Source organism: Acetobacter zythi (assembly GCF_963921165.1).
In the GTDB taxonomy this organism is placed as follows: domain Bacteria; phylum Pseudomonadota; class Alphaproteobacteria; order Acetobacterales; family Acetobacteraceae; genus Acetobacter.
This window is the reverse complement of the sequence record NZ_CAWUEO010000048.1, coordinates 89,608-110,168: the sequence shown is the minus strand read 5'-3', so window position 1 is coordinate 110,168 and position 20,561 is coordinate 89,608. Positions and strand designations below refer to the sequence as shown.

The 20,561-nt window shown below is 52.9% G+C and carries 28 protein-coding genes and 1 pseudogene; 6 read left to right on the top strand and 23 right to left on the bottom strand.

All coding sequences use genetic code 11. From position 1 onward, the window contains the following. Positions 1–193: 193 nt before the first annotated feature. The 5 genes from AABE20_RS14345 to AABE20_RS14325 all read left to right on the top strand — a co-directional run bounded on the left by AABE20_RS14345 (position 194) and on the right by AABE20_RS14325 (position 3,306). A complete protein-coding gene (locus AABE20_RS14345; protein ID WP_338333722.1) occupies positions 194–889 on the top strand; it encodes a hypothetical protein in 696 nt (231 codons plus the stop codon). Positions 890–1,466: 577 nt separating this feature from the next. Next, positions 1,467–1,715: a hypothetical protein gene (locus AABE20_RS14340; protein ID WP_338333721.1), complete on the top strand. Its 249-nt coding sequence runs from the start codon at positions 1,467–1,469 to the stop codon at positions 1,713–1,715. Positions 1,716–1,857: 142 nt separating this feature from the next. After that, positions 1,858–2,583 (top strand): hypothetical protein, encoded by a 726-nt coding sequence (locus tag AABE20_RS14335; protein ID WP_338333720.1) that lies wholly within the window; start codon positions 1,858–1,860, stop codon positions 2,581–2,583. Between the two features lie 137 nt (positions 2,584–2,720). Next, positions 2,721–2,966, top strand: a complete 246-nt coding sequence (locus AABE20_RS14330; protein WP_338333719.1) for a hypothetical protein — start codon at positions 2,721–2,723, stop codon at positions 2,964–2,966. Further along, entirely contained in the window at positions 2,959–3,306 is a 348-nt protein-coding gene (locus AABE20_RS14325; protein WP_338333718.1) for a hypothetical protein, read from the top strand. Before AABE20_RS14330 ends, AABE20_RS14325 begins: the two co-directional genes overlap by 8 nt. Here the strand turns inward: AABE20_RS14325 and AABE20_RS14320 are convergent. From AABE20_RS14320 to AABE20_RS14285, 8 genes are all read right to left on the bottom strand, one after another. After that, entirely contained in the window at positions 3,296–3,751 is a 456-nt protein-coding gene (locus AABE20_RS14320) for a hypothetical protein (RefSeq protein WP_338333717.1), read from the bottom strand. The two genes, AABE20_RS14325 and AABE20_RS14320, sit on opposite strands and share 11 nt — an antisense overlap. Positions 3,752–3,764: 13 nt before the next feature. After that, positions 3,765–4,025, bottom strand: a complete 261-nt coding sequence (locus AABE20_RS14315) for a DUF2312 domain-containing protein (protein WP_165992653.1) — start codon at positions 4,023–4,025, stop codon at positions 3,765–3,767. Positions 4,026–4,612: 587 nt separating this feature from the next. Next, positions 4,613–5,986, bottom strand: a complete 1,374-nt coding sequence (locus AABE20_RS14310; RefSeq protein WP_338333716.1) for a DUF1173 family protein — start codon at positions 5,984–5,986, stop codon at positions 4,613–4,615. Beyond that, a complete protein-coding gene (locus tag AABE20_RS14305) occupies positions 5,979–6,329 on the bottom strand; it encodes a hypothetical protein (protein WP_338333715.1) in 351 nt (116 codons plus the stop codon). Before AABE20_RS14305 ends, AABE20_RS14310 begins: the two co-directional genes overlap by 8 nt. 225 nt (positions 6,330–6,554) lie before the next feature. Further along, a complete protein-coding gene (locus AABE20_RS14300) occupies positions 6,555–7,202 on the bottom strand; it encodes an HD-GYP domain-containing protein (RefSeq protein ID WP_338333714.1) in 648 nt (215 codons plus the stop codon). 51 nt (positions 7,203–7,253) lie between these two features. After that, on the bottom strand, positions 7,254–9,275 hold the full coding sequence (locus AABE20_RS14295; protein WP_338333713.1) for an ATP-dependent helicase: 2,022 nt from the start codon (positions 9,273–9,275) through the stop codon (positions 7,254–7,256). Further along, the gene (locus AABE20_RS14290; protein WP_338333712.1) at positions 9,262–9,957 is read right to left on the bottom strand and encodes a hypothetical protein; all 696 of its coding nucleotides are present in this window, start codon (positions 9,955–9,957) and stop codon (positions 9,262–9,264) included. Before AABE20_RS14290 ends, AABE20_RS14295 begins: the two co-directional genes overlap by 14 nt. Positions 9,958–9,977: 20 nt before the next feature. Continuing rightward, positions 9,978–10,943 carry a DUF3991 domain-containing protein gene (locus AABE20_RS14285; RefSeq protein WP_338333711.1) on the bottom strand — a complete coding sequence of 322 codons (966 nt, stop codon included), beginning with the start codon at positions 10,941–10,943 and terminating at the stop codon, positions 9,978–9,980. Positions 10,944–11,669: 726 nt separating this feature from the next. Here AABE20_RS14285 and AABE20_RS14280 point away from each other — a divergent pair. Beyond that, entirely contained in the window at positions 11,670–12,272 is a 603-nt protein-coding gene (locus AABE20_RS14280; RefSeq protein ID WP_338333710.1) for a hypothetical protein, read from the top strand. Between the two features lie 464 nt (positions 12,273–12,736). Here the strand turns inward: AABE20_RS14280 and AABE20_RS14275 are convergent. The 15 genes and pseudogenes from AABE20_RS14275 to AABE20_RS14205 form a co-directional block, all read right to left on the bottom strand. Continuing rightward, positions 12,737–13,003: pseudogene (locus AABE20_RS14275) on the bottom strand (HU family DNA-binding protein); the annotation flags it as partial. Between the two features lie 24 nt (positions 13,004–13,027). After that, complete coding sequence (locus AABE20_RS14270) at positions 13,028–13,276, bottom strand: hypothetical protein (protein WP_338333709.1); 249 nt, start codon at positions 13,274–13,276, stop codon at positions 13,028–13,030. Positions 13,277–13,279: 3 nt separating this feature from the next. Next, positions 13,280–14,146, bottom strand: coding sequence for a DNA/RNA non-specific endonuclease (locus tag AABE20_RS14265; protein WP_338333708.1), 867 nt, complete (start codon positions 14,144–14,146; stop codon positions 13,280–13,282). 68 nt (positions 14,147–14,214) lie between these two features. After that, positions 14,215–14,448, bottom strand: a complete 234-nt coding sequence (locus AABE20_RS14260; protein ID WP_338333707.1) for a hypothetical protein — start codon at positions 14,446–14,448, stop codon at positions 14,215–14,217. Positions 14,449–14,561: 113 nt separating this feature from the next. Further along, the gene (locus AABE20_RS14255) at positions 14,562–15,086 is read right to left on the bottom strand and encodes a hypothetical protein (protein ID WP_338333706.1); all 525 of its coding nucleotides are present in this window, start codon (positions 15,084–15,086) and stop codon (positions 14,562–14,564) included. Further along, positions 15,083–15,484: a hypothetical protein gene (locus AABE20_RS14250; protein ID WP_338333705.1), complete on the bottom strand. Its 402-nt coding sequence runs from the start codon at positions 15,482–15,484 to the stop codon at positions 15,083–15,085. Before AABE20_RS14250 ends, AABE20_RS14255 begins: the two co-directional genes overlap by 4 nt. A gap of 8 nt (positions 15,485–15,492) precedes the next feature. Beyond that, positions 15,493–15,951, bottom strand: a complete 459-nt coding sequence (locus AABE20_RS14245; RefSeq protein WP_338333704.1) for a hypothetical protein — start codon at positions 15,949–15,951, stop codon at positions 15,493–15,495. Positions 15,952–16,185: 234 nt separating this feature from the next. Further along, positions 16,186–16,509, bottom strand: coding sequence for a hypothetical protein (locus AABE20_RS14240; RefSeq protein WP_338333703.1), 324 nt, complete (start codon positions 16,507–16,509; stop codon positions 16,186–16,188). Positions 16,510–16,717: 208 nt separating this feature from the next. Next, positions 16,718–17,401 (bottom strand): LPD29 domain-containing protein, encoded by a 684-nt coding sequence (locus AABE20_RS14235; RefSeq protein WP_338333702.1) that lies wholly within the window; start codon positions 17,399–17,401, stop codon positions 16,718–16,720. Positions 17,402–17,531: 130 nt separating this feature from the next. Further along, positions 17,532–17,837: a hypothetical protein gene (locus tag AABE20_RS14230; protein ID WP_338333701.1), complete on the bottom strand. Its 306-nt coding sequence runs from the start codon at positions 17,835–17,837 to the stop codon at positions 17,532–17,534. A 4-nt stretch (positions 17,838–17,841) separates the two neighbouring features. After that, positions 17,842–18,315 (bottom strand): DUF3085 domain-containing protein, encoded by a 474-nt coding sequence (locus AABE20_RS14225; RefSeq protein ID WP_338333700.1) that lies wholly within the window; start codon positions 18,313–18,315, stop codon positions 17,842–17,844. A 196-nt stretch (positions 18,316–18,511) separates the two neighbouring features. Then, entirely contained in the window at positions 18,512–18,916 is a 405-nt protein-coding gene (locus AABE20_RS14220) for a DUF6876 family protein (RefSeq protein WP_338333699.1), read from the bottom strand. Positions 18,917–19,145: 229 nt separating this feature from the next. Then, complete coding sequence (locus AABE20_RS14215; protein WP_338333698.1) at positions 19,146–19,526, bottom strand: DUF6915 family protein; 381 nt, start codon at positions 19,524–19,526, stop codon at positions 19,146–19,148. A gap of 15 nt (positions 19,527–19,541) precedes the next feature. Then, entirely contained in the window at positions 19,542–19,985 is a 444-nt protein-coding gene (locus tag AABE20_RS14210; protein ID WP_338333697.1) for a DUF6878 family protein, read from the bottom strand. A gap of 63 nt (positions 19,986–20,048) precedes the next feature. Next, complete coding sequence (locus AABE20_RS14205; RefSeq protein WP_338333696.1) at positions 20,049–20,417, bottom strand: hypothetical protein; 369 nt, start codon at positions 20,415–20,417, stop codon at positions 20,049–20,051. Positions 20,418–20,561 lie beyond the last annotated feature (144 nt).

The following is a 20,561-nucleotide window of genomic DNA, read 5'->3' as shown; positions in this document are numbered from 1 at the left end:
ATGCGACTGCACGGAGACCCCGCAGGGGGCTCCGGGTGAGGTTGGCGGCCTGCCGCCTAGCGAACCTGGTGTGAACGCACTCGGCTCCGCCGAGCCGCCCCAGATCCTTTTCCTGATGCGACAACCGTATTCACAACCAGATGGGTGATGATGGTTTTAAGGCAATCATGCCAGATCAAGGACCAACACAACCATGGTTTTCAAAATTTGCACATCAGAACGAAACATCCGGATTTTTTGTGCCTCGCTCGCTATTGCGGTCAGTAGTATGGCCGCCGCACCCGGGGCAATAGCCGACACACGTCCGAAGGCACTGACCACGCAAACCCATCTTCATAATACAAAAGACGTCATCACCATGACGATCCAGATGCATAGGCTTCTGGGCATCACACCAAAAACAGTAGACGGAAAAACTCTTAACCTCTCCAGGGAGGCAGTCACAGAATATTCTGGCTATGTGGAGCCGAGTGATAAGGATATTGAATTTCTGCGCGAAGGAGAAAACGTACCCTACATCGGAATATCCATCAACACGAAAGACTCAAAGCAAGGGATCACGCATTTTGAGCTGATTCCAGACATAATCCAGACCGGCCTCAGAGGCACTTACAAAGCCTATAGACTTGCGAATAACGATATTAAAATTGACGTTACCCTGTCATATCTGGAACTGCTAAAAATGCCCGACTGCATGGACACCCAGTGCCCAGAGACGCTTGAACGCCGTTATGAAAGTACCCTGACACTTCCCGTAGATCATGCTGAGGCAGTTGATTTTCTCCTCGGTGATGGTCGTGAGCAGTCGATCAGACTCATCTTTTCCCGAAAGCAACTTCCGCAGCAAGATAAACCTGCAGCGTCCGGTATGCCCGTTCATCGGACCTGAAATAGTTTTGCGACGGTAGCATTCAATGAAGAAAATCATGGCTGACACGCAAACGTGCCGCCAGTCCGTTTGAGTATCCACTTATGCCAATTCATATCAATACGAATTCCATCAACGTGCCCGCTGATGTGTCATCGGCAATGCGCGATCTTACCGCTGCCTGCCGTGCGTGGCCTTCTCCACTTAGTTTACATGGAGGCCCCAATGGCGGGCCTGTCTTTTTGCCACCTGACGTAGGGCAGGCCAATGAGATGTGCGATCACATTCTAAATCCGCAGCAATTGGATCATTGGCTTTATGTCCTGAGCGCTTTCGCCCTGGTGGGCTTTATTTCTATGCCAATGTGGTTGCTCAGGACTTACCGATTGGTGCGATCATGGGCGTGCCTGATCATGCAGTTTTTCAGGCGCGGACGCCCCAAATCACCGGGAAATATCCAAACCATGTCCAAACACCAAGAGGAAACACCTAGTATATTTGGATTGTATGAAATTTCCAGTATATTGGGGGTGTTTTCGAGTGTTCTATTACTATTATTTCTGTATTTTCTGTTTGTATGCCTTCTAGGACCGCACCAATGAGCAGTGAACAGGACGCTACAATTTCACCTGCTCAGGAAACAATTGAAACAATCCTAAACGATCCTGCGGCATCAGACTGGCTCAAAGCCTGCCTGCAATCTGCCTTGACGCGTGACGCGGTCGATGCTGCCAATGATGCCCAGCATCTGGCGGAAGTTCTTGTCGCCAGATCTGACCAGCTACTTCATCACGTGGTGCACCCGCACTCTCAACCTAGTAATGGTCGCGAGGTTAGAAGCCGTTAGGCTATGAAACGCCAATCCCAATAGGCATGGCTTTGCCCAAAACCGTATTCACAACCTTCTGTGGGCATAATGCAGAGAAGCACTTCTGCTCGAACCCTACGGCGGCATAATGCATCGCCGTGCTTAGACAAAGACATTAAGAATGCGGTTACGCCCTTCTCATCGACGTACCCTGCTGGCGATCACACTTCTCGCCAGTGGAGGTATTTTTGGCAGTGATTACCCGCTGTCATCCGCGCAAGCGGAAACAAACAAACTTCCTGAACCTTCAGTACCTCCCACAATGAAGCCTGCAACCCAATATGCTGTTTGCAACGCCCGGGTGAGCCAAATTGCGTACCTGCTTGCAGCGCATGAAATTCAGGAGAAAGTGCGCGATTATAAGCCTGATGCCCATTCAGGACCGGATCCACAACCGCTACTTGTCCACTATGGGATCTCGCACGATAAAACGGTTATCGGTCTGTCCAATGTTGAAGGTGTGGCCCTGCTGGGCGACAATCTTCCGCTGATTTACCGCACTGGCTGTTACGTTGGACGCAGCGTAATGGACAAAGGCGGTAACCTGTCCCGGACATCCGATCTTGTCGAAGATTTCAGGCTGACCCTGACCAGTCGGACGGCAACTGGCTACGGTCTCTCCATTTCGTACAAAATCACGAACCCCAGTCGCGATTCCAAAGGGAAAATGGAGAGGGGAGTGCTCATCGGCCAGTATCTGGAACAGACACTTTATGTTCCAGCCTGCAGCACACCTGATGGGTGCAAGGCACACTTACGCCTTGGCAACACAGGGGCCGATCTCTCGTTCGACATTCAGAAAAATGTCGACAAGTCGTCACCCCCCTCAGGCATGACGACACCCTAACCACCCTCCTCTTTCCTCCTGTGGTGCATAGCGCCACAGGATCTGCTCAAAGGACAATGATCGTGGCAACACGTTCAAACATATTTTCCTCATGCGACCTTATCCTGAGCCTATGCTCGGGAGGCAATGAAGATCAGATGCCAGATCTGCTCTGTCTGCGTTTTAAGACACCCGTACCGCCCGAAGCGCGCATTGCAATGGACCGGGCCGGCTGGCGATACGATGCAACGCGCAATGAGTGGCGCGTTGCCTGTCAAGCAAACCAGTGGGAGCAGCGCTCACAAGAAATTCGAGACTTTCATGCACAATGGGGCTGCCAATTTTTCCCGCATTATGGTGAAAACACTGTCGCCTTAGTTAATCTGTGTGAGAGTTATGCCTAAACGCATCAAGGCACATCTATGGTTCATCCAGCTCAGCCTATGGCGTGGGTTTGCGGTTTTCCTGACCGTGCAACTCACGCTATTTGTGGCACTGAACATCGCCATTTACGCCATTATTTTTCAGGTTGGCACCAGAACCAGCGTATTCCTGCCTCTCACGTACTGGATGCAGCATCATGGCTTTTCGGCATTTCAGATTTTGATGATACGACCCGGAAGTTCTATTGGAAGTGCCGTCAACGATCTGGCGTTCTGCATAAGCTGCGTTTATGTCGCATGGCGGATTTTGAGGTATTCCTCCAAAAACCTGCCGACCAGCAACACCCCACTCAGTAAATAGTCTTCAAGCTCACATGGCCTGCAACGCAGGCCAGTGCAGCAAGACCGAATGCCCCAAACCGACAAAGGCGTCGCAGACGCCCTCCAAACCAGAAAGTCTTGTGCCATAGTGGCTGCCCCGGATGGGTTTTGTAACCAATCCACAGGGAAAGCAGGCCCAAGCAGACCCATCCCCAAGCCGGAAGAGATAAAATTTCCGCCCCCATCACTCTTGCGGCCGTAACATTGAAATCAGACAACTGATCAACAAGGCAGAAGCCATCAAACCCGTCACTGGCAAGCAAGAGCGCCGTGAATACCACCATTGCCCGCATAGAAGGCTTAGCACTGCCATCCGCCGTAATATCCTGTCGCGGCCGAACATGGACCCGGGCAGTCACTGCCTGCCTGAGTGCATATCCGGCCATTGGCCGATAGGTCAGCTGGTATGGAATATTGTCCTCCACTGTAATGGCAGCCTCACATACCAAGTGCTCGACGGTAGATGTCCAACAGGGTTTCCTGCTCTTCGATCTCTGAGGGTTCCTGTTTGCGCATGCGAATAATCTGGCGGATAACCTTCACGTCAAATCCTGCTGATTTGGCCTCGGTAAAAATATCCTTGATATCTCCGGCCAACGCTTTGCGCTCTTCCTCCAATCGCTCCACGCGTTCAATAATGCTACGTAAGCGGTCTGCCGCGATGCCGCCAACGGCAGCGTCCTCATGTTGTTCAGACATCTGATCCTCATCTACTGTTGCCAACATGGCGTATCTGTCCTTTGCCTTAATTCAAGAGAGAAGATGATACCACTGGCGCCGCGTATGCCAGATGACCCAATTCCAGATAGCGGAGCCACTGGGATTCCTGTTGCGTGAGGTGCCCCCCTGCGGACAGAGCGGCCCGGAACGCCGCTCGATTATGTCCCATCCGAGCAACAGCCAACCGTTCCGACCAGCCTATCACCAGAAGCGTCCTGTAAAATTCACGCCCCTTCATGGGAGGTTTGTTGGTAGAAGGTCCAAGTGGCCTTTTTAAGGGGGAGGCCCAGGCTTCATGCCATTTTGCCAGAAGGGACAACCATTGGACAAAAGAACTTTCTGGCGTCACTCCCGATAGCCATCGGCTGATCCTGTTCCGGCCTATACCCGAACGTTTTTCGGCCTGAACGACTGACCAGCCGATCAATCTAAGATCGCAGGCGATCTGCTCTGACGTTGCAGAGAGGTCATGACTCCCACGGTTTGCATGTTCTGGCCGAAGTTCTCCACACTCTTGTCCACCATTTCTGTGGATAACACCGCATCGGTCTGTTGCATGACCCTCTTCAGTCATGATCATCTCCCGACTGGAGGCTGACGACAGCATGCGGAAAATCTGGCCAATGATCCGGACTGGACTGGACATCCCATGACCACCACTCGTCCAGACCATATGTCGCATTATAATAGGCGTCCTTCACCGCCTTGCGAGCCCGATAAGCTTCGTCGTCACGACCATAGACTTCCATGGGAGTGCCACGGATATCCTGTGTATCCGTAAGAATGAAATCCGGGTGGACAACATCATCTGTCGCATCAAACCGCAATGGCTTGGTAAACGTCCGTTGTTTTGCGCACAGAGCCTGTGTGATCCGCAGTTCGTAACTGCTTTCGACAGGAATCAAAGTTATTGGGTCGACTTCCATCAAGGCGATATCATCTGCCCAGGCCCAGATTGAGACCTTCCCCGCTCCCCTGCGAAGCTTGATCCTAGCCGTGACAAGACCGATGACTGAGATCTGTCGCTCGGATCGCTCCTGCTGCAAGGCCCCTACAGACCGGGGGAAACGATGCGACAAACGGGAGAACCAACTTTCATCAGCCGTAACACTCAGGTGGTAATCTTTGGCTCCATCGAAACGCAATGCGGTATACCGTCGAGCGGCCCCGCCTACCGATTTCTGGCTCGTTATTATGTTCAGACCGTCGACCTTTCCCAACAACAGGATACGCCAGTTACTCCCGCAGGCCTGCACTTTGTCGCGCAACAGGGCCGGACCATCAGCATCACCGTACCCGATCATTGCCAGATGCTCCGCCAGAGGGCTCCCTTTACCGACCATGATGTCCACTGCCGCATCAAGCACTCTTTGTCGCACTCCGGGCCACCACATACGGGCACGTTTAATGGCCGGATGCCACGTATTGGTACCAGAACGTTCCCACAGAAGATGCAAAAGTCCCAGTTCGGTCATGCGCGACTGACGGGGGCGACTTTCTTTTCTACCGGCGCGCTCCCTCTGAGGGTCCCTCTCAACCGTAGAAGGCGTATGGGCAGTGTCATGCACCGCCAGCCCACGCCTTAACGCAACCCGGACACGCCCATCCGGCGTTTCCCTTACGACACCTGTGGCATAACCCGCCTGTCCACTGTATCGTGGATCAGATTGATGGAATGGACAGTCGATATAGTGCAATCCGCCTTGATTGGGCATTCTGGCCAAATGATAGGCTTCCACCGTCCTGCCCTGCTCCTTTCTGGTGGAACGACGGACCACAAGCTCCAGATTCCGCCCCTGATGGCGACAATTACAGAACGGTCGAGGCAGAACGTCATGGGATGCACGCAATAATGCCTGCCATTCAGAGACACGGCGTGGCTCACACTCCCATGCCCTGCGGGCTTTTTTGCCATTGGGAAATGTTATCCAATCACCCATGACGGACATCCGCAAATATCCGTCCAGCAGCACCCTGGCGGACATTCTGTGCCATCCTTGGGCTGACCAGACGATATCGTCTTTTCTGCCGCGTCTCACGAATGAGACCAGAGGTTTCCAGTGCGTCCAATGCCCGGCAGACAGCATCCTTGGGTAACGTCAGATCAGCCGCCAGTTCCACAGCTGTCGCACCTACTTTGATCGTATGCGACAAAGCGCCAAACACGATGTCCAATACCGCATCGGCCCGCACAGGCTGGGTCTGTGGCATCCATGGAACCTTTGCGTAAACACTGTGCCCCATGGAGGCAATTTCACCCGCCCGGATCATATCCTCCAACACGACATGATACGCTCCCTGATACTGATGAGGGATGCAGGACCTCAGTTCAAAGGCTGAGTGCGGCCCCTTATGCAGCGTCTCCCTCACAATCCTCATGATGACACGCTGAGCGTCATCCCGATCCCGACTGGACATCTGGTCGTATGGGACCGCGTTCCCTGTTGCAGACTTACTACTCTGTACCATGGATCTTCCTCCCGGTTTTTCTCTGAGCAACAGTATGGGCTATCTGGTTGTGAATGCAGGCCGTCTGTCCGCTCGCCATCGCGCGTGGATCAGACGCTCCCATATCAATAGAGTGACCTCAGCCAGAACAGGATCGAACATTAGCCCACTCTCGCGGTCGATCAGCTTTCTGACGATGGGTATGGGCACCGCGGGCTTGTAGCAACGAGGAGACGCCAGAGCGTCGATAAAATCCGCTATTGCGACAATGCGTGCAAAGAGAGGAATCGCTTCACCTGCAAGCCCCGTGGGATAACCTTTCCCATCCCATCGCTCGTGATGGAGGAGCACACAATCTGCAACATCATGAGGCAGGTCACGGACTGATTTACGAAGGATGTCCAATCCGAAAACAGGATGCTGCTGCATCAGGACCCACTCGGTCTGGGTCAATCGTCTGGGGGCATTAAGGATTTCGCATGATATATGGCGTTTGCCTATATCATGCAGCAAAGCGCCAAATTTCAGGAGTATCCACCGCTCAGAGTAAGCACCGGCCGCCAATAGGATAAGAGGGACCATGCTGGCGACACGTTTACCATGCCCGTCGAGTTCCTCACCCGCCTGTATGGCCAGTTCCCTCAACTGGCCTGTCCCTGCTGCGGGCGAAAGCTCTACCCTTTGCACGGATGGAAAAATAACTGTCATGGCTACCAGCGTAAGGTAACCAGATGTGAATGGAGTTCGGTCCCTGTTTGTTCAGATCCCTAACGCCGCATCAAGTGCGGCCCGGTCTGGCAAAATACCGACGGATTTCTTACCCGCATTCCTGTGCCAGCCTTTTGTCCAAACCTGCTTTGGCAGCTCCATCAGGAATGGTGAGGGCTGAGACTGGCGACCATTGCGAAAGGCACACCATGTAACGGCGACCCGACGGCGCCCGCGGGTCAATGCGACATAAGCCAGACGCCGTTCTTCATCCTGGTCCACATTGGACGGACTTGGAAACATCTGCTCTTCCCATCCCATCAGGAAAACATGCGGGAATTCGAGCCCCTTGGACGCATGGATCGTCATCAGCTTGACGCGTCCCTGTGACGTGCTGCCTGCCGGGGCGGAACCAAGGGCTGCATGCTCGAACAGGTCTTCAATGGCTATAAACTCTCCTGCGAGATCAAAAAGCTCATCAAGGTTTTCAAGGGCCGATTGTCCATCCTCGCCTGCCTGCCGATGCATGTCCATATAACCAGACCGCTCAAGAAGACTGCGCATACGACCCGAAAGCGATGAATCACCAGACAACTCATCCTCGCGGATGATCTGCAGGAAAGCACGAACCTTCTCAGCATTCTTGCCAACGGCCTCACCCATCATCTTTTCTGCCGCAACAAACAGGGAAATGTTGTTGTCTTCAGCAAATGCTTCAAACTTGGCCAGCGTCTTGGCGCCAACACCACGGGCCGGCAGATTGATCACCCGCCTGAACGCCTCATTGCTCTGGGCCTCTTCCGGTGCGTTGGTCAGCCTGAGGAAAGCCAATGCATCCTTGATGACACCGCGTTGCCAAAAGGCCGTGTCGTTGACCAGTTCATAAGGTATTTTGGCCTTTAGAAGCTGTTCTTCCAGAATACGGGAGATGAAGTTGTAGCGGTAAAGAACAGCCATATCTTCATAGCGAACGCCCTCATGCGCCCGACGTCCCATTTCCGCTGCGAGTGTCTGCGCTTCTTCCACACCCCCGCTACAGGCAACGATTTCCAGCCTTGCGCCCGGGCCCTCAGATGTAAAGAGGGTTTTTTTCAGCCGGTTTTTGTCCCCAGCGATAATGGTATTGGCCGCATCCAGAATATGACCAGTCGAGCGGAAATTTTCTTCCAGCGCTATCATGCGGCCATCGGGAAACTCTTTCAGGAAATTCCGGATAAACCCCACATTGGCGCCACGCCAACCATAGATGCTCTGCGCATCATCACCGACTGCGAACAGTTCCTGGTGATCGCGGGACAGAAGTTTGAGCCAGAGGAACTGGAGCCGGTTCACGTCCTGAAACTCGTCAGCAAGAACCGCGTCGAAGCGGTGTGCCCAGTCCAGACGATATTTTTCGTCACGCAGCATTGTTATGGTTGGCCAAAGAAGGAGGTCACCAAAGTCGGCCGTATTCGTCTCGCGCAAAATAGCCTGATAGGCTGGGTAAAGGGCTGCTGCCATTTCCCATGCCATGGCATCATCAGGTTCACCGGTTCCGTGCCTGTCCTGAAAGGTTTTGACCAACGCGAGAGCCTGGTCTGGCAGAACAAGATCATCCTTGAACATGGCGATGTGATTTGTGACAGATCTGACGCGCTTCCCCAGTTCATCTCCGGGCAACGGGTCGAGTGCACCATCATCAATAGCCCTGAGCATCAACCTACGCACAAGACGACGGCTATCGTCCGCATCACAGATATCGAAGCCCGGCCGCAAAAAGGCGATCTCTGGATCCGTGCGCAGCTGGCGGCACCCATGGGCATGAAATGTCCCGATCCATGAGGGTGAACGCTCCTGACCAAGGGCAAAGCCGATCCTGTCTCGCATCTCCTGAGCAGCTTTGTTGGTGAACGTCACAGCAAGGATACGGTGAGGAGACATCCCTCGGCGTTCAATCCTATCGACAACGCCACCAACAAGAGTGGAAGTTTTACCCGTGCCAGCTCCGGCCAGCACGACCACAGCCCCTTCCTGTTGAGCCGCTTCACGCTGGACCGGCGTGAGGCCAAGCAGAACATCGTTAACGGATGACACGGGACTGATCTCCATCAAAGAGGATTTCCACCTTGCTGGCATTCCAGATATTGTAGGGCCGGTCATGACCAGAAGGGCTTAGAAGAACCAGATCCCCATCATAATCCCACTCCCCTGATGGCAGTCTGTCACCATCAATGACCAGACCACGATAACGGTCCGTTCCGAAGCAGATTTCTATGAATGTCATTGGGGTTGTCCCCTTCCCCATGCGCTCCAGCCATTCGTCTTGCAGACGTGGACTGGCCATCCATACCTCAAGGGCCTGAGCATATTCCCGAAGCAAAGCGGGTTTTTTAGGCTGGCGTGGGCCAAAACCGGGTAGGGTCACGCTGTGTTCGACCATGTCCTTTCCAGCCCTGAGCGTCAGGAAGGAACCAATCTCTCCAAGCCATGCATCAAAGATTACGATGTCCTGAGATAAGTCCCATTTATCGTCACATCGGGTGCCACTGACGACCAGACCTGTGCTCTTTCGCCCGTCCTGCTGGTAAGAGACACAGGTCCATGGGATCTCATACCCCAGACCCGATGTAGGCACTGTGCGCGCAAAAAACTCCGGATGCTCATGCAGGACAGTAAGGTCATTACGAAGGCTTTCGCCCGCACTACTCAGAAGAGGATCTTCATCAAATTCCGCTCGGCGGCATTTTTGTGGCTGGCTTTCTGGTGTCTGTGTCATGATGGGTTTGTTCCTTCAGATCAGGCGGCCATTCCGGCCATATTCTTGAGTGTCTGGTTGAAGTCCTTTGAGCGGTCCGGTGGCAGACGACGGGTAAAAGTTACGTTGGCATCAAAGGCAAAGTCGTAGAGCATGTCGGCAAAGTGGTTGCCCGCATCGTCATCGTCGGTTGCAACGACAAAGAGGCTACCGTCGATATGGGCCATATCCGCCAAATGTGTTTTCAGCGCAGCAATGGTCTCTGGTCCCATGGCGCCTGCGATAGAAACATAAAGCGTATCGGGCGTGCGTTCATTATCGAGTGCTGCGAAGGACAGGGCATCGATAGCGGCTTCACAAACAACCAGACGCTTGACCTGCGTTCCAGCACCGGGTTTGAAGCGGAAGAGTGTCTTAACTGACCCGCCAAGACAGATATGCGTATCCGGGCCTCGGAGTTCTGCGCCGCACACAGCACCATTGGCATCGGTATGAGCAAACCACGCTGCGTGATACCCATCCCTGATGCAGCCTGCGGTCATAGCCCGACGAACAATCCAGTCTGGCAGGCAACGTTCCTTGGTCAGATAGTTCCAGACTTTGCCATTTCGATAGAGAGGTTTCTTTTCCGCCCAACGCTCAGCAGGCGACCGAAAATCCTCACGCTCTTTCTTCTGGGCAACATATGCCGCACCTTCGGGTTCAATGCCGACCAGATTACCCAGTTCGACACAAACCTCCCGGAACTTCATGCTGGGGTTAAGCAGTCTCATCAGATCGAAAACGTCACCCTTGCACTGGTCAGCAATACCGTAAACTCCATACCATCCACGATCACCATGGTTCACAATGATGATGTCCTGATCCTTACGATACTTCAGGCATTTACGAGTGCTTTTATCTTTCACAAGGAGATAGCCATTACGTTCGAGCAGCAGCCCGCACGACACACCATTGCGGATCTTCTGACGATCACCATCGGAAAGTTCGAAACGCTGGTAGGTCATGGTATTATCTCCGTCTATACTTGATAGCGAAAGAAACAAGGCAGCCGAGCCGCCTCCAGAACATGATTAACAATACCCAAAAACCCCGGAAAACACAAGCATAAAACGGAAATAACTAGAAAAAACAACATGGTTTTATTTATCACATTGTTATGAATACCACTTGCAAACAAAGTATAGACCGAATGTTTTACTAGACCATATCCTGCCGGGGTTCGGGGCGGCGAGCGCCCGAGGCGGTTCCGAGAGTGGAGGGGATGGAGGCGTTTTTCTGAGCCACATCCTGCCATCGGCCAAGACAGCCCTTTGACCAGCTCGTCAACACCGGAGCGTCCTGAACAAGCCGGTCAGCGTGCGGGCAGCGCGGGGCTTATGCCCTGCGATGAACGCACGATGGCCAAGGCGCCGTGAGGATCGCGTAGCCGCGCTAGCGGGGGCCCTTGGCCCGTGTTGATGAGCTGGTCAAAGGGTTGTCATACTGAAGCTGGATGCTCGGCCGTAATCCCCGGAACGTGCCCCCCTGATGCGCCCTTGCGCATCAGGGGGGTTGAGGAAACGCCCCGCTCCCCTACCCCACCGTTCGACATCCTGCAAAGTGGTAATCGGCGGCCATCACCGGACGTGGGCAAAAGCGCGTATTCACAACCAGATGAGAGAGACTGGAGACGGTAATTTTGCCAGATAATGAGCCAGCCCTGAATCTGGCTCAGGAGAATACTTTTCCAGATGCCTGACACCTCTCAACCATTCGTATCCTCTGATCTTCAACCAATATCCGACCTGCCTAGCGGAATTATTGTGGTGGTAGATCAAGACGGCAAAAAAACCGTTGAAACCATTGTGGAAATCCTACGCCTGCGGGCGTCTTTTATCCCTGAGGAAAAAATCTACCTTGTTGGCGAGGGCCTGAAATCCGAGGATATCTGGCCACAGCAAACTGATACCCAAACACTTTCAAGGGAAGCTGGCACACTCATTATGCGTCAGAACTTCATTCTGGCACTTGCCCAGAAAATGAACGCAGACATTTATGTGCTGATCCGCCTGAGGGATGAAAAGGAGTTTGTGTCCTGCCTGGAACTAGCGATGTGCGGGCATTTGATTATTCTGGGGGCTCGCGCTGAAAGCTGTGCCCAATTCATGGCCGATGTCACCAGCCACATCAACCGGCAGGGAGACATATCGACGCTGGCCGCGTTTCACAGCATGGTCAAAGGCGTCGTTGAAATAGGATCATCTTCACCAATCAACCATGAAACATCCGGGACCGTTCAACGGACTGTCTATCTGGCCGATGCACTCAAAGCATTCACCGCACGAGCAAGCTGAGCCATGACTGGTCACTTCCCCAATGCCAGAGCATTGGGGAAGCACAGCACGCGAAAGAGCTCACCAGGCAGCGGAGACTTTCGCTGCATCCACATAAAAATAGGTCAGGCGCTCATTGCCCTGCATTGGCATAGGAATCAATGCCTACAAACAAATCTTTGGAGAAGTCGCGCGTCAGCGAAATCGGCTGAATATATCTCATAGACCAGTTACTGCGCCTTTGGTTTGGCGGTCCGCTTGAAACCCGGCTTAGGTCCGGGCTTCTTGCGCGCTGGGGCGACAACCTGAACTTCTTCTACCACGGGCTGGACGATTGTTTTTTTCCGGCCGCGTGCCGGCTTTTCCGCTACAGCTTCTGGAGCAACAACACTTGTCTTTTTTACCTGTCGTACCGGCTTCCGGGTGGCTTCAACCACTTTGACGGCACGTGAAGACGCGGAAGATTTGCTTTTTTCTGAACCAGCTACGAGCTTCTTCAAAACTGGTGACGCTTTGAACCGGACCGTGGAATACTCTTCAATCATGACCTTCTCACCCGTCCGGGGGTTCATGCGTTGTCCCCCCTTTGCGGTTTTCGTCGTGAAAGTGCCAAAACTGGGTAAAGTAAAGCCGCCATTGTCTCGGAGTTCGACGACAATAGCCTCAATCAGATCGTTCGCAGCCTGACCGGCTTTAACACCTGTGCATCCAATACTGTCCTGAAGAACAGCCGCAATAAAGGCTTTGCTCATAATGATTGTGTCCTGCGCTGCTGCTTAAAATGGATTTTTCATCTCGTGGGTGACCTCACCAGAAGATGCTTGCGCTGGCAAGGATTTTTGCGCGTCAAGGCTGACGATGATTGCGTCAATCTGTTCTTTAAGAACTAACAGGTTCTTCAGGCTTTCCTGATCCCGCCTGATATCAAGCCGGCCATAGAGTGCAATCCGGACATTCCCATTTTCAAGCGTTAGCCCTCCAATGGACAAACTTTCACCCTCATCACGGAAGGGAGTAAACGCCATGATCTATTCCTCCATCATCTGTTTCAGAACACGCATTCCCAATCGCACACCCTGTCGTTCCATCTGGTTTTCAAAAGAACGGCCATGGCGAGGGCGATAAGGACTGGCCTCTGGTTCTGGAAGGTCCATAACATGGTCCTTAACCTCTGTGGGCAAAGAGGGGAAAGGATCAATACCAACAGCATGGATCAAGGTGGTAACACTGACGATGTCGCATGTTGGGGCATCATTATTTTTGCATACATAGACCCCTGCGCCACCAGACTGTGGGTCATAGACCGCCTTCCATGTTGAGCTGGGAACAAGCACATTCCGACCAATTCCCTGCGTACTGTCTCGGAAAGCGGGACCTGTGACAACGTATATAGCCCCATCACGTTGGGCCAGATGACGAACCGCCATTTCTACACCCGTCCATATTCCTTCATTCAAAGCAGCTGTCTGAGGAACGACATTAGACAGAGTAAAGGTTTGCTGCTGTGCTTCTTCAGAGGCTGCATCGCCAGATGGCGTCATGTGTCCACGATCATAGCCAGAACGCCTGTAATCCGATAATTCCGCACCATCCCCATCTGGCAGTCTGCTATCTGCATGGAAAATATTGGTGGTCCGTCCAATTCCTGAAGCCGCTTGAACAGACACTCTGGTAAGATATTCTGCTGACCAGAGCGGTTCATGGACCAACCCTGAGTTAAGGGAGGCATAACCATCATTACACAGTAATGTCGTGCGCGGAGTAAGCTTTGGATTGTCCAATGCCGGAAGAACACCATCTGGACTGAACTGCAGGCAGGTCTGGGCTTGCGCTGCGTTCCATGCGCCAAGCAAACCGGCAATAATGACCAAATTTTTCAATGTAAGCTGTGACATAAGGCGGGACTTTTCTGGCAATTTGTATGGGATGGTATCCAGCAGTTGAAAGAAAACAACTGATCGGGTTACGACCTGACTGCCAGAATGAGACGTGCCGCCTTGCGCCTGGCCTTCAGGGCCTGACGTTGCAATGCAGCACGTGTTGCTGCGTTTAGGGCATGATCATGGAGTTCATCAGCCAACACCGCTTCTTCCTGGAGATAGCCGCGCGCCGGTCCAATGCGTTGCACAACGGATGACCGATGAAAAACTGGAGATGTAAAAGTCGGGACATTTGGCAGTGTGATGGTTTCGAACATATGTTTTAGTCCTCTTGCCTGTCGCCGCAGGCGTCAGATTGATGTGCCAGCACACAGTGTAAGCAAACTGGTTGTGAATACGCTCCAGCGCCACAAGGGGGCACTGGACATTGTCAGATCAGAGAGAGCTGCTCACGGTTATCGGAGGATTTTGGGAGTAGATATCCAGTGCCAGATGACACTGGTCTCACAGAGTATTTCGCCATCAGGGCATCAAGCTGCGCCCTCTCACTCCGTTCCATTTCCTGTTTTTCCTGAAGCCTATAAGCATCCACCAACCTGGAATCCCTTACGCGGCATTGGATGATGGCTTCCACATCGCACCAGGTCCAACGCGGAGATCCAGGGCACGAGGCGTTGACAATCTGCTCAAGAAATCGAATGCGGCCCTCAGTGGTTTCAAAATGAAGTGAGCCAAAGCACTGCTGATTAAAATGCGCGATAAACCCCCACATATTCGATACCTGGCTGTAAAGCCGATGGGACCAGGCATGTGCGGGCATTCCTTTTGCAATAAAACAGAGGATGGCATTTCCCAGTTTGGCTTTGTCTTCAACGCTGGCCCATTCGGTCGCTGTTAGATCAGTGGTTTGAATGGGGGGAAGGCGCAGTTTCGGAAAGCTGATCCCTTCATTCATGCGGCCTCCTTTTCCGGGTTGCCCCGATAATGGCGATGAAAGCGTACGATGTTCGGCAGAGCTGGATATTCTGTTCCTCCCTGTTCTGCATCGTAATGAAGGAGCAGTGCGACAGAGACATCCCTCTCAAACCCATCAGCCAGACGGCGAATGACGGCCGTGTCAGACCGGCCGGAAATATACCGATCAACCCAATGGCCAGTCCGCTGGTCACGGAAAGCCGCGGCGTGTACACCATTGCGGAATGCAACAACCATCCATTTCAGGGGTGCTTTGGACTTCAAGCCGCGATGAACGGTCGCAGGCATACGGTAAATGGAACCAATGCTGATCGGGCCAACGCGCAGCGGGTTGGAAGAGGGCGCAAACCAGCGGCCTGCATAATATTGTCTGAGCATAGCTTCTCCTATCGCCCGGCCATGACGAAATGTTGCACCATCTGAACCGGGTGATCCTCAGCAATTCCCGCGAGGATAGTTGGAGCGCACACAATCATCACCAACGTGCCAGCAAGTCCCAGTGCTCCCACGATAAATCCGGCACATTCCAGATAGTTTTTTGCCGTGGGGGACAGGTTCACATTCTGTCCAAGTGTTTTTGGAAGGCGGCGCAGGCGGTAGCGCAGTTTCTTGCCCGGGCTCTCATCAAGAAGGACAGACAAAACAAGCGCCTCAGGGCTGATTTGCATGAGCGTTTTCTCACCTACAGCGACAAGGTGCTTGCTCGTAACTTTCTGGTACATTTTCCCCCGAGGGCTGTGCGCCATACGGAAGTAAGTATTGATACCCAATATCCGGAATGAAACTGGTTTCCGCAGGGTGGTTTCAGATTGTGAGTTCGTGTTGGCTGGAATGTTATCGGACATGACCACTTCTCCTCAGGTCTTTATTTATTTTCTGACCTGATCCGAGCCTCATGGGGCGATGGGCCTGACAAGGGCGGCGCGTGCGCCGGGAGCTTGCGACGAACCCTTGTCAGGCCCATCGCCCCATGAGAGCGATCCTTTATTTTTTGATTTATTTTTTTATTTTTTATTTCCGTCCAAATCTGCACGCTGATGACTACCGTGCAGATTTGGACATTTCACCGACACTGCAAATCAGTGCGCAGGCACCAGTTCAAATGGTGTCAGAATGGTCGCTCCAGTCCAGGCACAATGGTGCAACACCATGGGCACACCGTCGACCACACTGTAATATTTATGATCCTTTTTCCTCTGAAGTTCATCTGCGGTAAACTTCGGGATGGCTCTTCGCATGTCAAAATCAGATAATGCTGTGAGGCGATCTGGATAAGGGCCATGCCAACTGGTAGATAAAGGGGCATCGTCTTGGGTGCGAATAAAGATACCTTTATCAGCACATTTAATTTCAATACGTATGCCATCATGCAAAATCAGTTCAGAGTTATTTATATCTTTCACAACTCAATGCTTTCGGAAAACTCCCGCATCCGCGGGAGATCGGTTATACGCGCAGGAATAGGCCTCTTTAGCCACATTCTGCATTGGGCAGGGATCGTTCGGGGATAAAGTCACAAGCAGTGCTGCAAGCACTCTGTGCTGCTTCGATGTGTAAGCTGCACACAGTGCAGCCTGATCGGGATAGTGAAAACTGCTCTGGAACCCGGGACTAAGGGCCATAAAGGCTGATATAGTCAACTGATCCGAAGACTTCGGTCCACGGCGTAGAGACGTAGCGGTGACAATCTGATTGCAGGTCGTAATCTTTGTTAATGAACCGTGAGGTCCACTCTTTTACCTCGAAAGTCTCCGGCCCCTTCTCCCATTTAACAATCAGGGAGCCCCAGTGTGCCTTTCGGACACTGAATTTTGTTGCCGGGAACTGCTTCTTAAGGAGTTTCCGGATATTTTTAGCGGCAAGAATTCCGCTACTTTCAGTCCCCTGCTCCAGATCCGCATACTCTGAACTGGTTTTCAGCGCTTTAACTTCTTGTGCGAAGATGCGCGCTTTTTCCTGTGCCTGTTTTTCAGCTTCCAGCCTGATCTGTTCAGCATGATCCAGTAATTGCTTTATGTGATCAGCGTCCGCAAACCCCGCATCCGGATCAAAGATTGACCACTGGACGCCATGCAGAATGCATTCAGGAAGGCGTCTGGAAATGTGGCCAGACTCAAAAACAATATCAAACTCAGCCCGGCCTCCACTGGACACCACACCATGGCTCAAGGCACGAACAGTTTCAGGGCGTTGTTCACCATGGATATTAAACACATAACCGCGTCCACGATTGTAGAGGCAGGTTGAAACCATGGTTCCAATTGAAACATGCGGGTGGTTCACTGGCAGGGACATCTGATCATTCCTTTATTTTGATGATGTCCTTCGCGCGTTCATACATGCGGGGCCGGGTCAAAAGCGGTGGCTTGCCACCGGCGCTTGCGCTCCCTTTTGACCCGGCCCCGCATGTATGACAGCCAACTATTTATCCGTTGTTGATTTCCGGTTTTTCCATTGTCGTTTCACCAGTTTCAATGAATTTCTCGGTTTTGTCAGGAAGTATCGCGATCAAATCAAAATCATTAGGATCGACGTCGCAATCTGGTTCTGTATTACCAGACTGGATCGCATCCCGAACATTCGCTACAAAATTACGGAATGTATCTCGCGCCTCATCAACGCTCTCAAATTGAAGTGCGATCTCATTTCCTGCATCATCTGTTTCTTGCCAGTTATTAAACCCGAGTTCGCGGCATTCAAATACTGTTCCAACAGGATATTGTGGTATCATTGGCTTACACCCCGCTATGAGCAGATGTCGACGATGGTGCGAAGATATGCTTGGTCGTCACATTCAACCAGAATTTACCATTCACCGTTGCTTCAAGTGATTTACGAACGCATTCTGCGCTCAGGAATTCCGCACCATCGTCAGCGCCAAAAGATGCCTGCTTCATGTCGTACCAACCTTCGGGGTTGATCTGAGTATCTATTTCTTCAGCATACGCAACGAGATGATCGGTGCCCTTTTGCCCGGCAAGGCCCGGAGTGCCGTTTGACATGAGGTAGACACCGAGATCGCCTACCAGCATCAAACCAGGCGGTATCTTCGTAAGGTCCAGATCTTCACTGGTGGGATATTTGGCCGTCACGCCTTCACGGTGAAAGGATTTGTCACACAACTGCGCAAAAGTTGGAGTGTGTTCTGTAGCCGCTTCTGCATGGGCAAGAAGGCGGGTGACCAGCGCATGGTCAAAATGCAATTTCATTGGGTGGTCCTTTTTTTATGTCCTGACATCAGGGCATAAAAAAAGGGCAGAGCAATTGACTGCCCCACCCTATTAAGACGTTCCGCTATGCCGCCAATGCCGTAATTGGCCCATGTGATGACGGCCTCCCAAATGTGGTTGCGGGTTGTGTTTTACTGTTTTTTTGTGAATGGCACACGCTCTGGCCCGGCTCCGCTCAATATTCTGATGTGAGCATGACGACCTTGCCGGGATCGCTATCGGCCACAACGTAAAGCCTCAGTTCTGGCATAGGGAAATCCGTATAATCCACTCTCTGGCGATACAGGATGTTGGCCTTGCGCTCACCGTTCCCATCCGTGCAGACAACCTCGGCGCAGTGTTTGGTAAGATCCACCCTAAGCGTCCAGCACTCGAACTCAGCACGTCTGACGGCTGGAACCAGTCGCGCGCTCGCCAGAATGTCCAGCAACCACGCTGCGCCATTTTTGGCCAGATATGCGGCCCCATCCGTCAGGATCAGACCCATCGTGTAGCGGTAATACCGGGTCGTGCCGATAAACTGCGCGAGCGTCTCGGCCGAGATTGTCTCAGGGCGAGTGTGAGTCAATGATGCAGACATGTCGTTGTCCTTTTATGATTTTTGACACTCTGCTGTCTGCCGGAACGGTGGCCGTGCGCTCAAACGCGGCGCGTAGCGCCGGGAGCGAAGCCCCACCGTTTGAACGCACGGTCCCGTTCTGGCAGGCGCACTTTGCTGTTCACAGTGAGTTTTAGGTGTAGGTATATTGGTCAGCCCATTTGTGTGCATTTCTGCATAGCAGCCGTCTGACACGCGCTACGCCAGCCAATTAAGCAGCAATGGGCAGCGCACCTGTTGGGGAAATGGACTGTCCAGATACCGCGTGCGGCGAAACCCGCACCATCCATCGGGCTGGTGAAATCGCCCGCGCCCAGTCCGCGAAACTCGGGATGTGGCCGAGATCGTCCAGAACATGCTGTTCGCCGATAAGGCGCACCGGAACGGTGCGCCCGGCCGAATTTATAAGGGTGACACCAAAAACCTGTTCGGCCATGAAAATACCTTCGGCATGATGGCGCAGCGCTCTGTGGCGCATGTCAGCCAGAATGGCTTTCGAACCATCAAACCAGTCATGGATTGCCTGATAATCCTCGGGAACACCGCCCCATTTTTTTGCTGTAATGGATGCGTGGAAATAACTATGCGCCATATCCGCCTGCCTGCCTCAATAAGTGTGCATGAAGTCTTCATGGGAAATATAATTTTCAGTATGAGACACCGTGATCGTATCCGCGACCGGATCGAAGGTGACATCACCGGAACCGCCTTCATTATTTTCCCAACCACAATGCTCCACAGCCACATACTGCATGGCAAGCGTTTCCAGCACTTCGCTTAACGGTGCGGTATGGCTGGCAGCCTCTGACGACAACCAGTCAACGAGTTTTGTCTGCACGGGCACTGACAGGCTTTCCTGTCCCTGCCCACCTTCAACCTGGCAATCTTCCACGCCCCCTGAATCACCATAACCATCGTAGCGGATAACGACTTTCGTGATGCCACACGCTTTCAGGGCGGTCATGACGGTCGCTCTGTCTTCAGTCTGGCTTTCGCGTTTGAGGCGATTGTAGCGATCCATCTGTGCAAGTATCGTCTGTGTATCGCTCATGATTTTCGTTCCTTGTTCTATTTTTCTCTTGGCAGGCGAGCAACTAAGCATCCCTGCATTGGCTTAGGCAGCAAATCGACGACTGATCGGAGCACCAGTCAGGACGGCGCGCGCGGTGGGAGCCTGTGTAAGCGACAGAGGCAACGGCTTGTCGTGGCGACCATCCCAACTCAGCCCTTCACAGGGGAGCAGTACCCCTGCCCTGCGCGCATCCTGATCACGCTGGAAGCACACGCGCTCATTCCCGCCTTCTGGACGACAGCAGGGCTGGCCAGCAGGCGCCCCGCAGCCGCGACACGCCATCTGGTAGGCCGGGTCACCATCGGCCCATTCGTGATGGCAGCGCCGGCACGTTACGGAAGCGTCCACACAGGCCCAGCGTGATGGAACTGGCTTTTTAGGCGCAGGTGGCAGGAAGGTAATCGGACGCATGGCATTCTCCTTTTCTGAATACCAGCTACCTGCCGGGACGGCGGCCACGCGCTCAAACGCGGCGCGCAGCGCCGGGAGCGAAGCCCCACCGTTTGAACGCGTGGCCCCGTTCTGGCAGGCACGCTTTTCGTTTGTTTGTTGGGT

Coding starts and splice junctions, on each gene's coding strand:
- AABE20_RS14345 (WP_338333722.1), top strand. CDS start 194: ATGGTTTTCAAAATTTGCACATCAGAACGAAACATCCGGATTTTTTGT.
- AABE20_RS14340 (WP_338333721.1), top strand. CDS start 1,467: ATGAGCAGTGAACAGGACGCTACAATTTCACCTGCTCAGGAAACAATT.
- AABE20_RS14335 (WP_338333720.1), top strand. CDS start 1,858: ATGCGGTTACGCCCTTCTCATCGACGTACCCTGCTGGCGATCACACTT.
- AABE20_RS14330 (WP_338333719.1), top strand. CDS start 2,721: ATGCCAGATCTGCTCTGTCTGCGTTTTAAGACACCCGTACCGCCCGAA.
- AABE20_RS14325 (WP_338333718.1), top strand. CDS start 2,959: ATGCCTAAACGCATCAAGGCACATCTATGGTTCATCCAGCTCAGCCTA.
- AABE20_RS14315 (WP_165992653.1), bottom strand. CDS start 4,025: ATGTCTGAACAACATGAGGACGCTGCCGTTGGCGGCATCGCGGCAGAC.
- AABE20_RS14310 (WP_338333716.1), bottom strand. CDS start 5,986: ATGGGTGATTGGATAACATTTCCCAATGGCAAAAAAGCCCGCAGGGCA.
- AABE20_RS14300 (WP_338333714.1), bottom strand. CDS start 7,202: ATGACAGTTATTTTTCCATCCGTGCAAAGGGTAGAGCTTTCGCCCGCA.
- AABE20_RS14290 (WP_338333712.1), bottom strand. CDS start 9,957: ATGACACAGACACCAGAAAGCCAGCCACAAAAATGCCGCCGAGCGGAA.
- AABE20_RS14285 (WP_338333711.1), bottom strand. CDS start 10,943: ATGACCTACCAGCGTTTCGAACTTTCCGATGGTGATCGTCAGAAGATC.
- AABE20_RS14280 (WP_338333710.1), top strand. CDS start 11,670: ATGCCTGACACCTCTCAACCATTCGTATCCTCTGATCTTCAACCAATA.
- AABE20_RS14270 (WP_338333709.1), bottom strand. CDS start 13,276: ATGGCGTTTACTCCCTTCCGTGATGAGGGTGAAAGTTTGTCCATTGGA.
- AABE20_RS14265 (WP_338333708.1), bottom strand. CDS start 14,146: ATGTCACAGCTTACATTGAAAAATTTGGTCATTATTGCCGGTTTGCTT.
- AABE20_RS14260 (WP_338333707.1), bottom strand. CDS start 14,448: ATGTTCGAAACCATCACACTGCCAAATGTCCCGACTTTTACATCTCCA.
- AABE20_RS14255 (WP_338333706.1), bottom strand. CDS start 15,086: ATGAATGAAGGGATCAGCTTTCCGAAACTGCGCCTTCCCCCCATTCAA.
- AABE20_RS14250 (WP_338333705.1), bottom strand. CDS start 15,484: ATGCTCAGACAATATTATGCAGGCCGCTGGTTTGCGCCCTCTTCCAAC.
- AABE20_RS14245 (WP_338333704.1), bottom strand. CDS start 15,951: ATGTCCGATAACATTCCAGCCAACACGAACTCACAATCTGAAACCACC.
- AABE20_RS14235 (WP_338333702.1), bottom strand. CDS start 17,401: ATGTCCCTGCCAGTGAACCACCCGCATGTTTCAATTGGAACCATGGTT.
- AABE20_RS14230 (WP_338333701.1), bottom strand. CDS start 17,837: ATGATACCACAATATCCTGTTGGAACAGTATTTGAATGCCGCGAACTC.
- AABE20_RS14225 (WP_338333700.1), bottom strand. CDS start 18,315: ATGAAATTGCATTTTGACCATGCGCTGGTCACCCGCCTTCTTGCCCAT.
- AABE20_RS14220 (WP_338333699.1), bottom strand. CDS start 18,916: ATGTCTGCATCATTGACTCACACTCGCCCTGAGACAATCTCGGCCGAG.
- AABE20_RS14215 (WP_338333698.1), bottom strand. CDS start 19,526: ATGGCGCATAGTTATTTCCACGCATCCATTACAGCAAAAAAATGGGGC.
- AABE20_RS14210 (WP_338333697.1), bottom strand. CDS start 19,985: ATGAGCGATACACAGACGATACTTGCACAGATGGATCGCTACAATCGC.
- AABE20_RS14205 (WP_338333696.1), bottom strand. CDS start 20,417: ATGCGTCCGATTACCTTCCTGCCACCTGCGCCTAAAAAGCCAGTTCCA.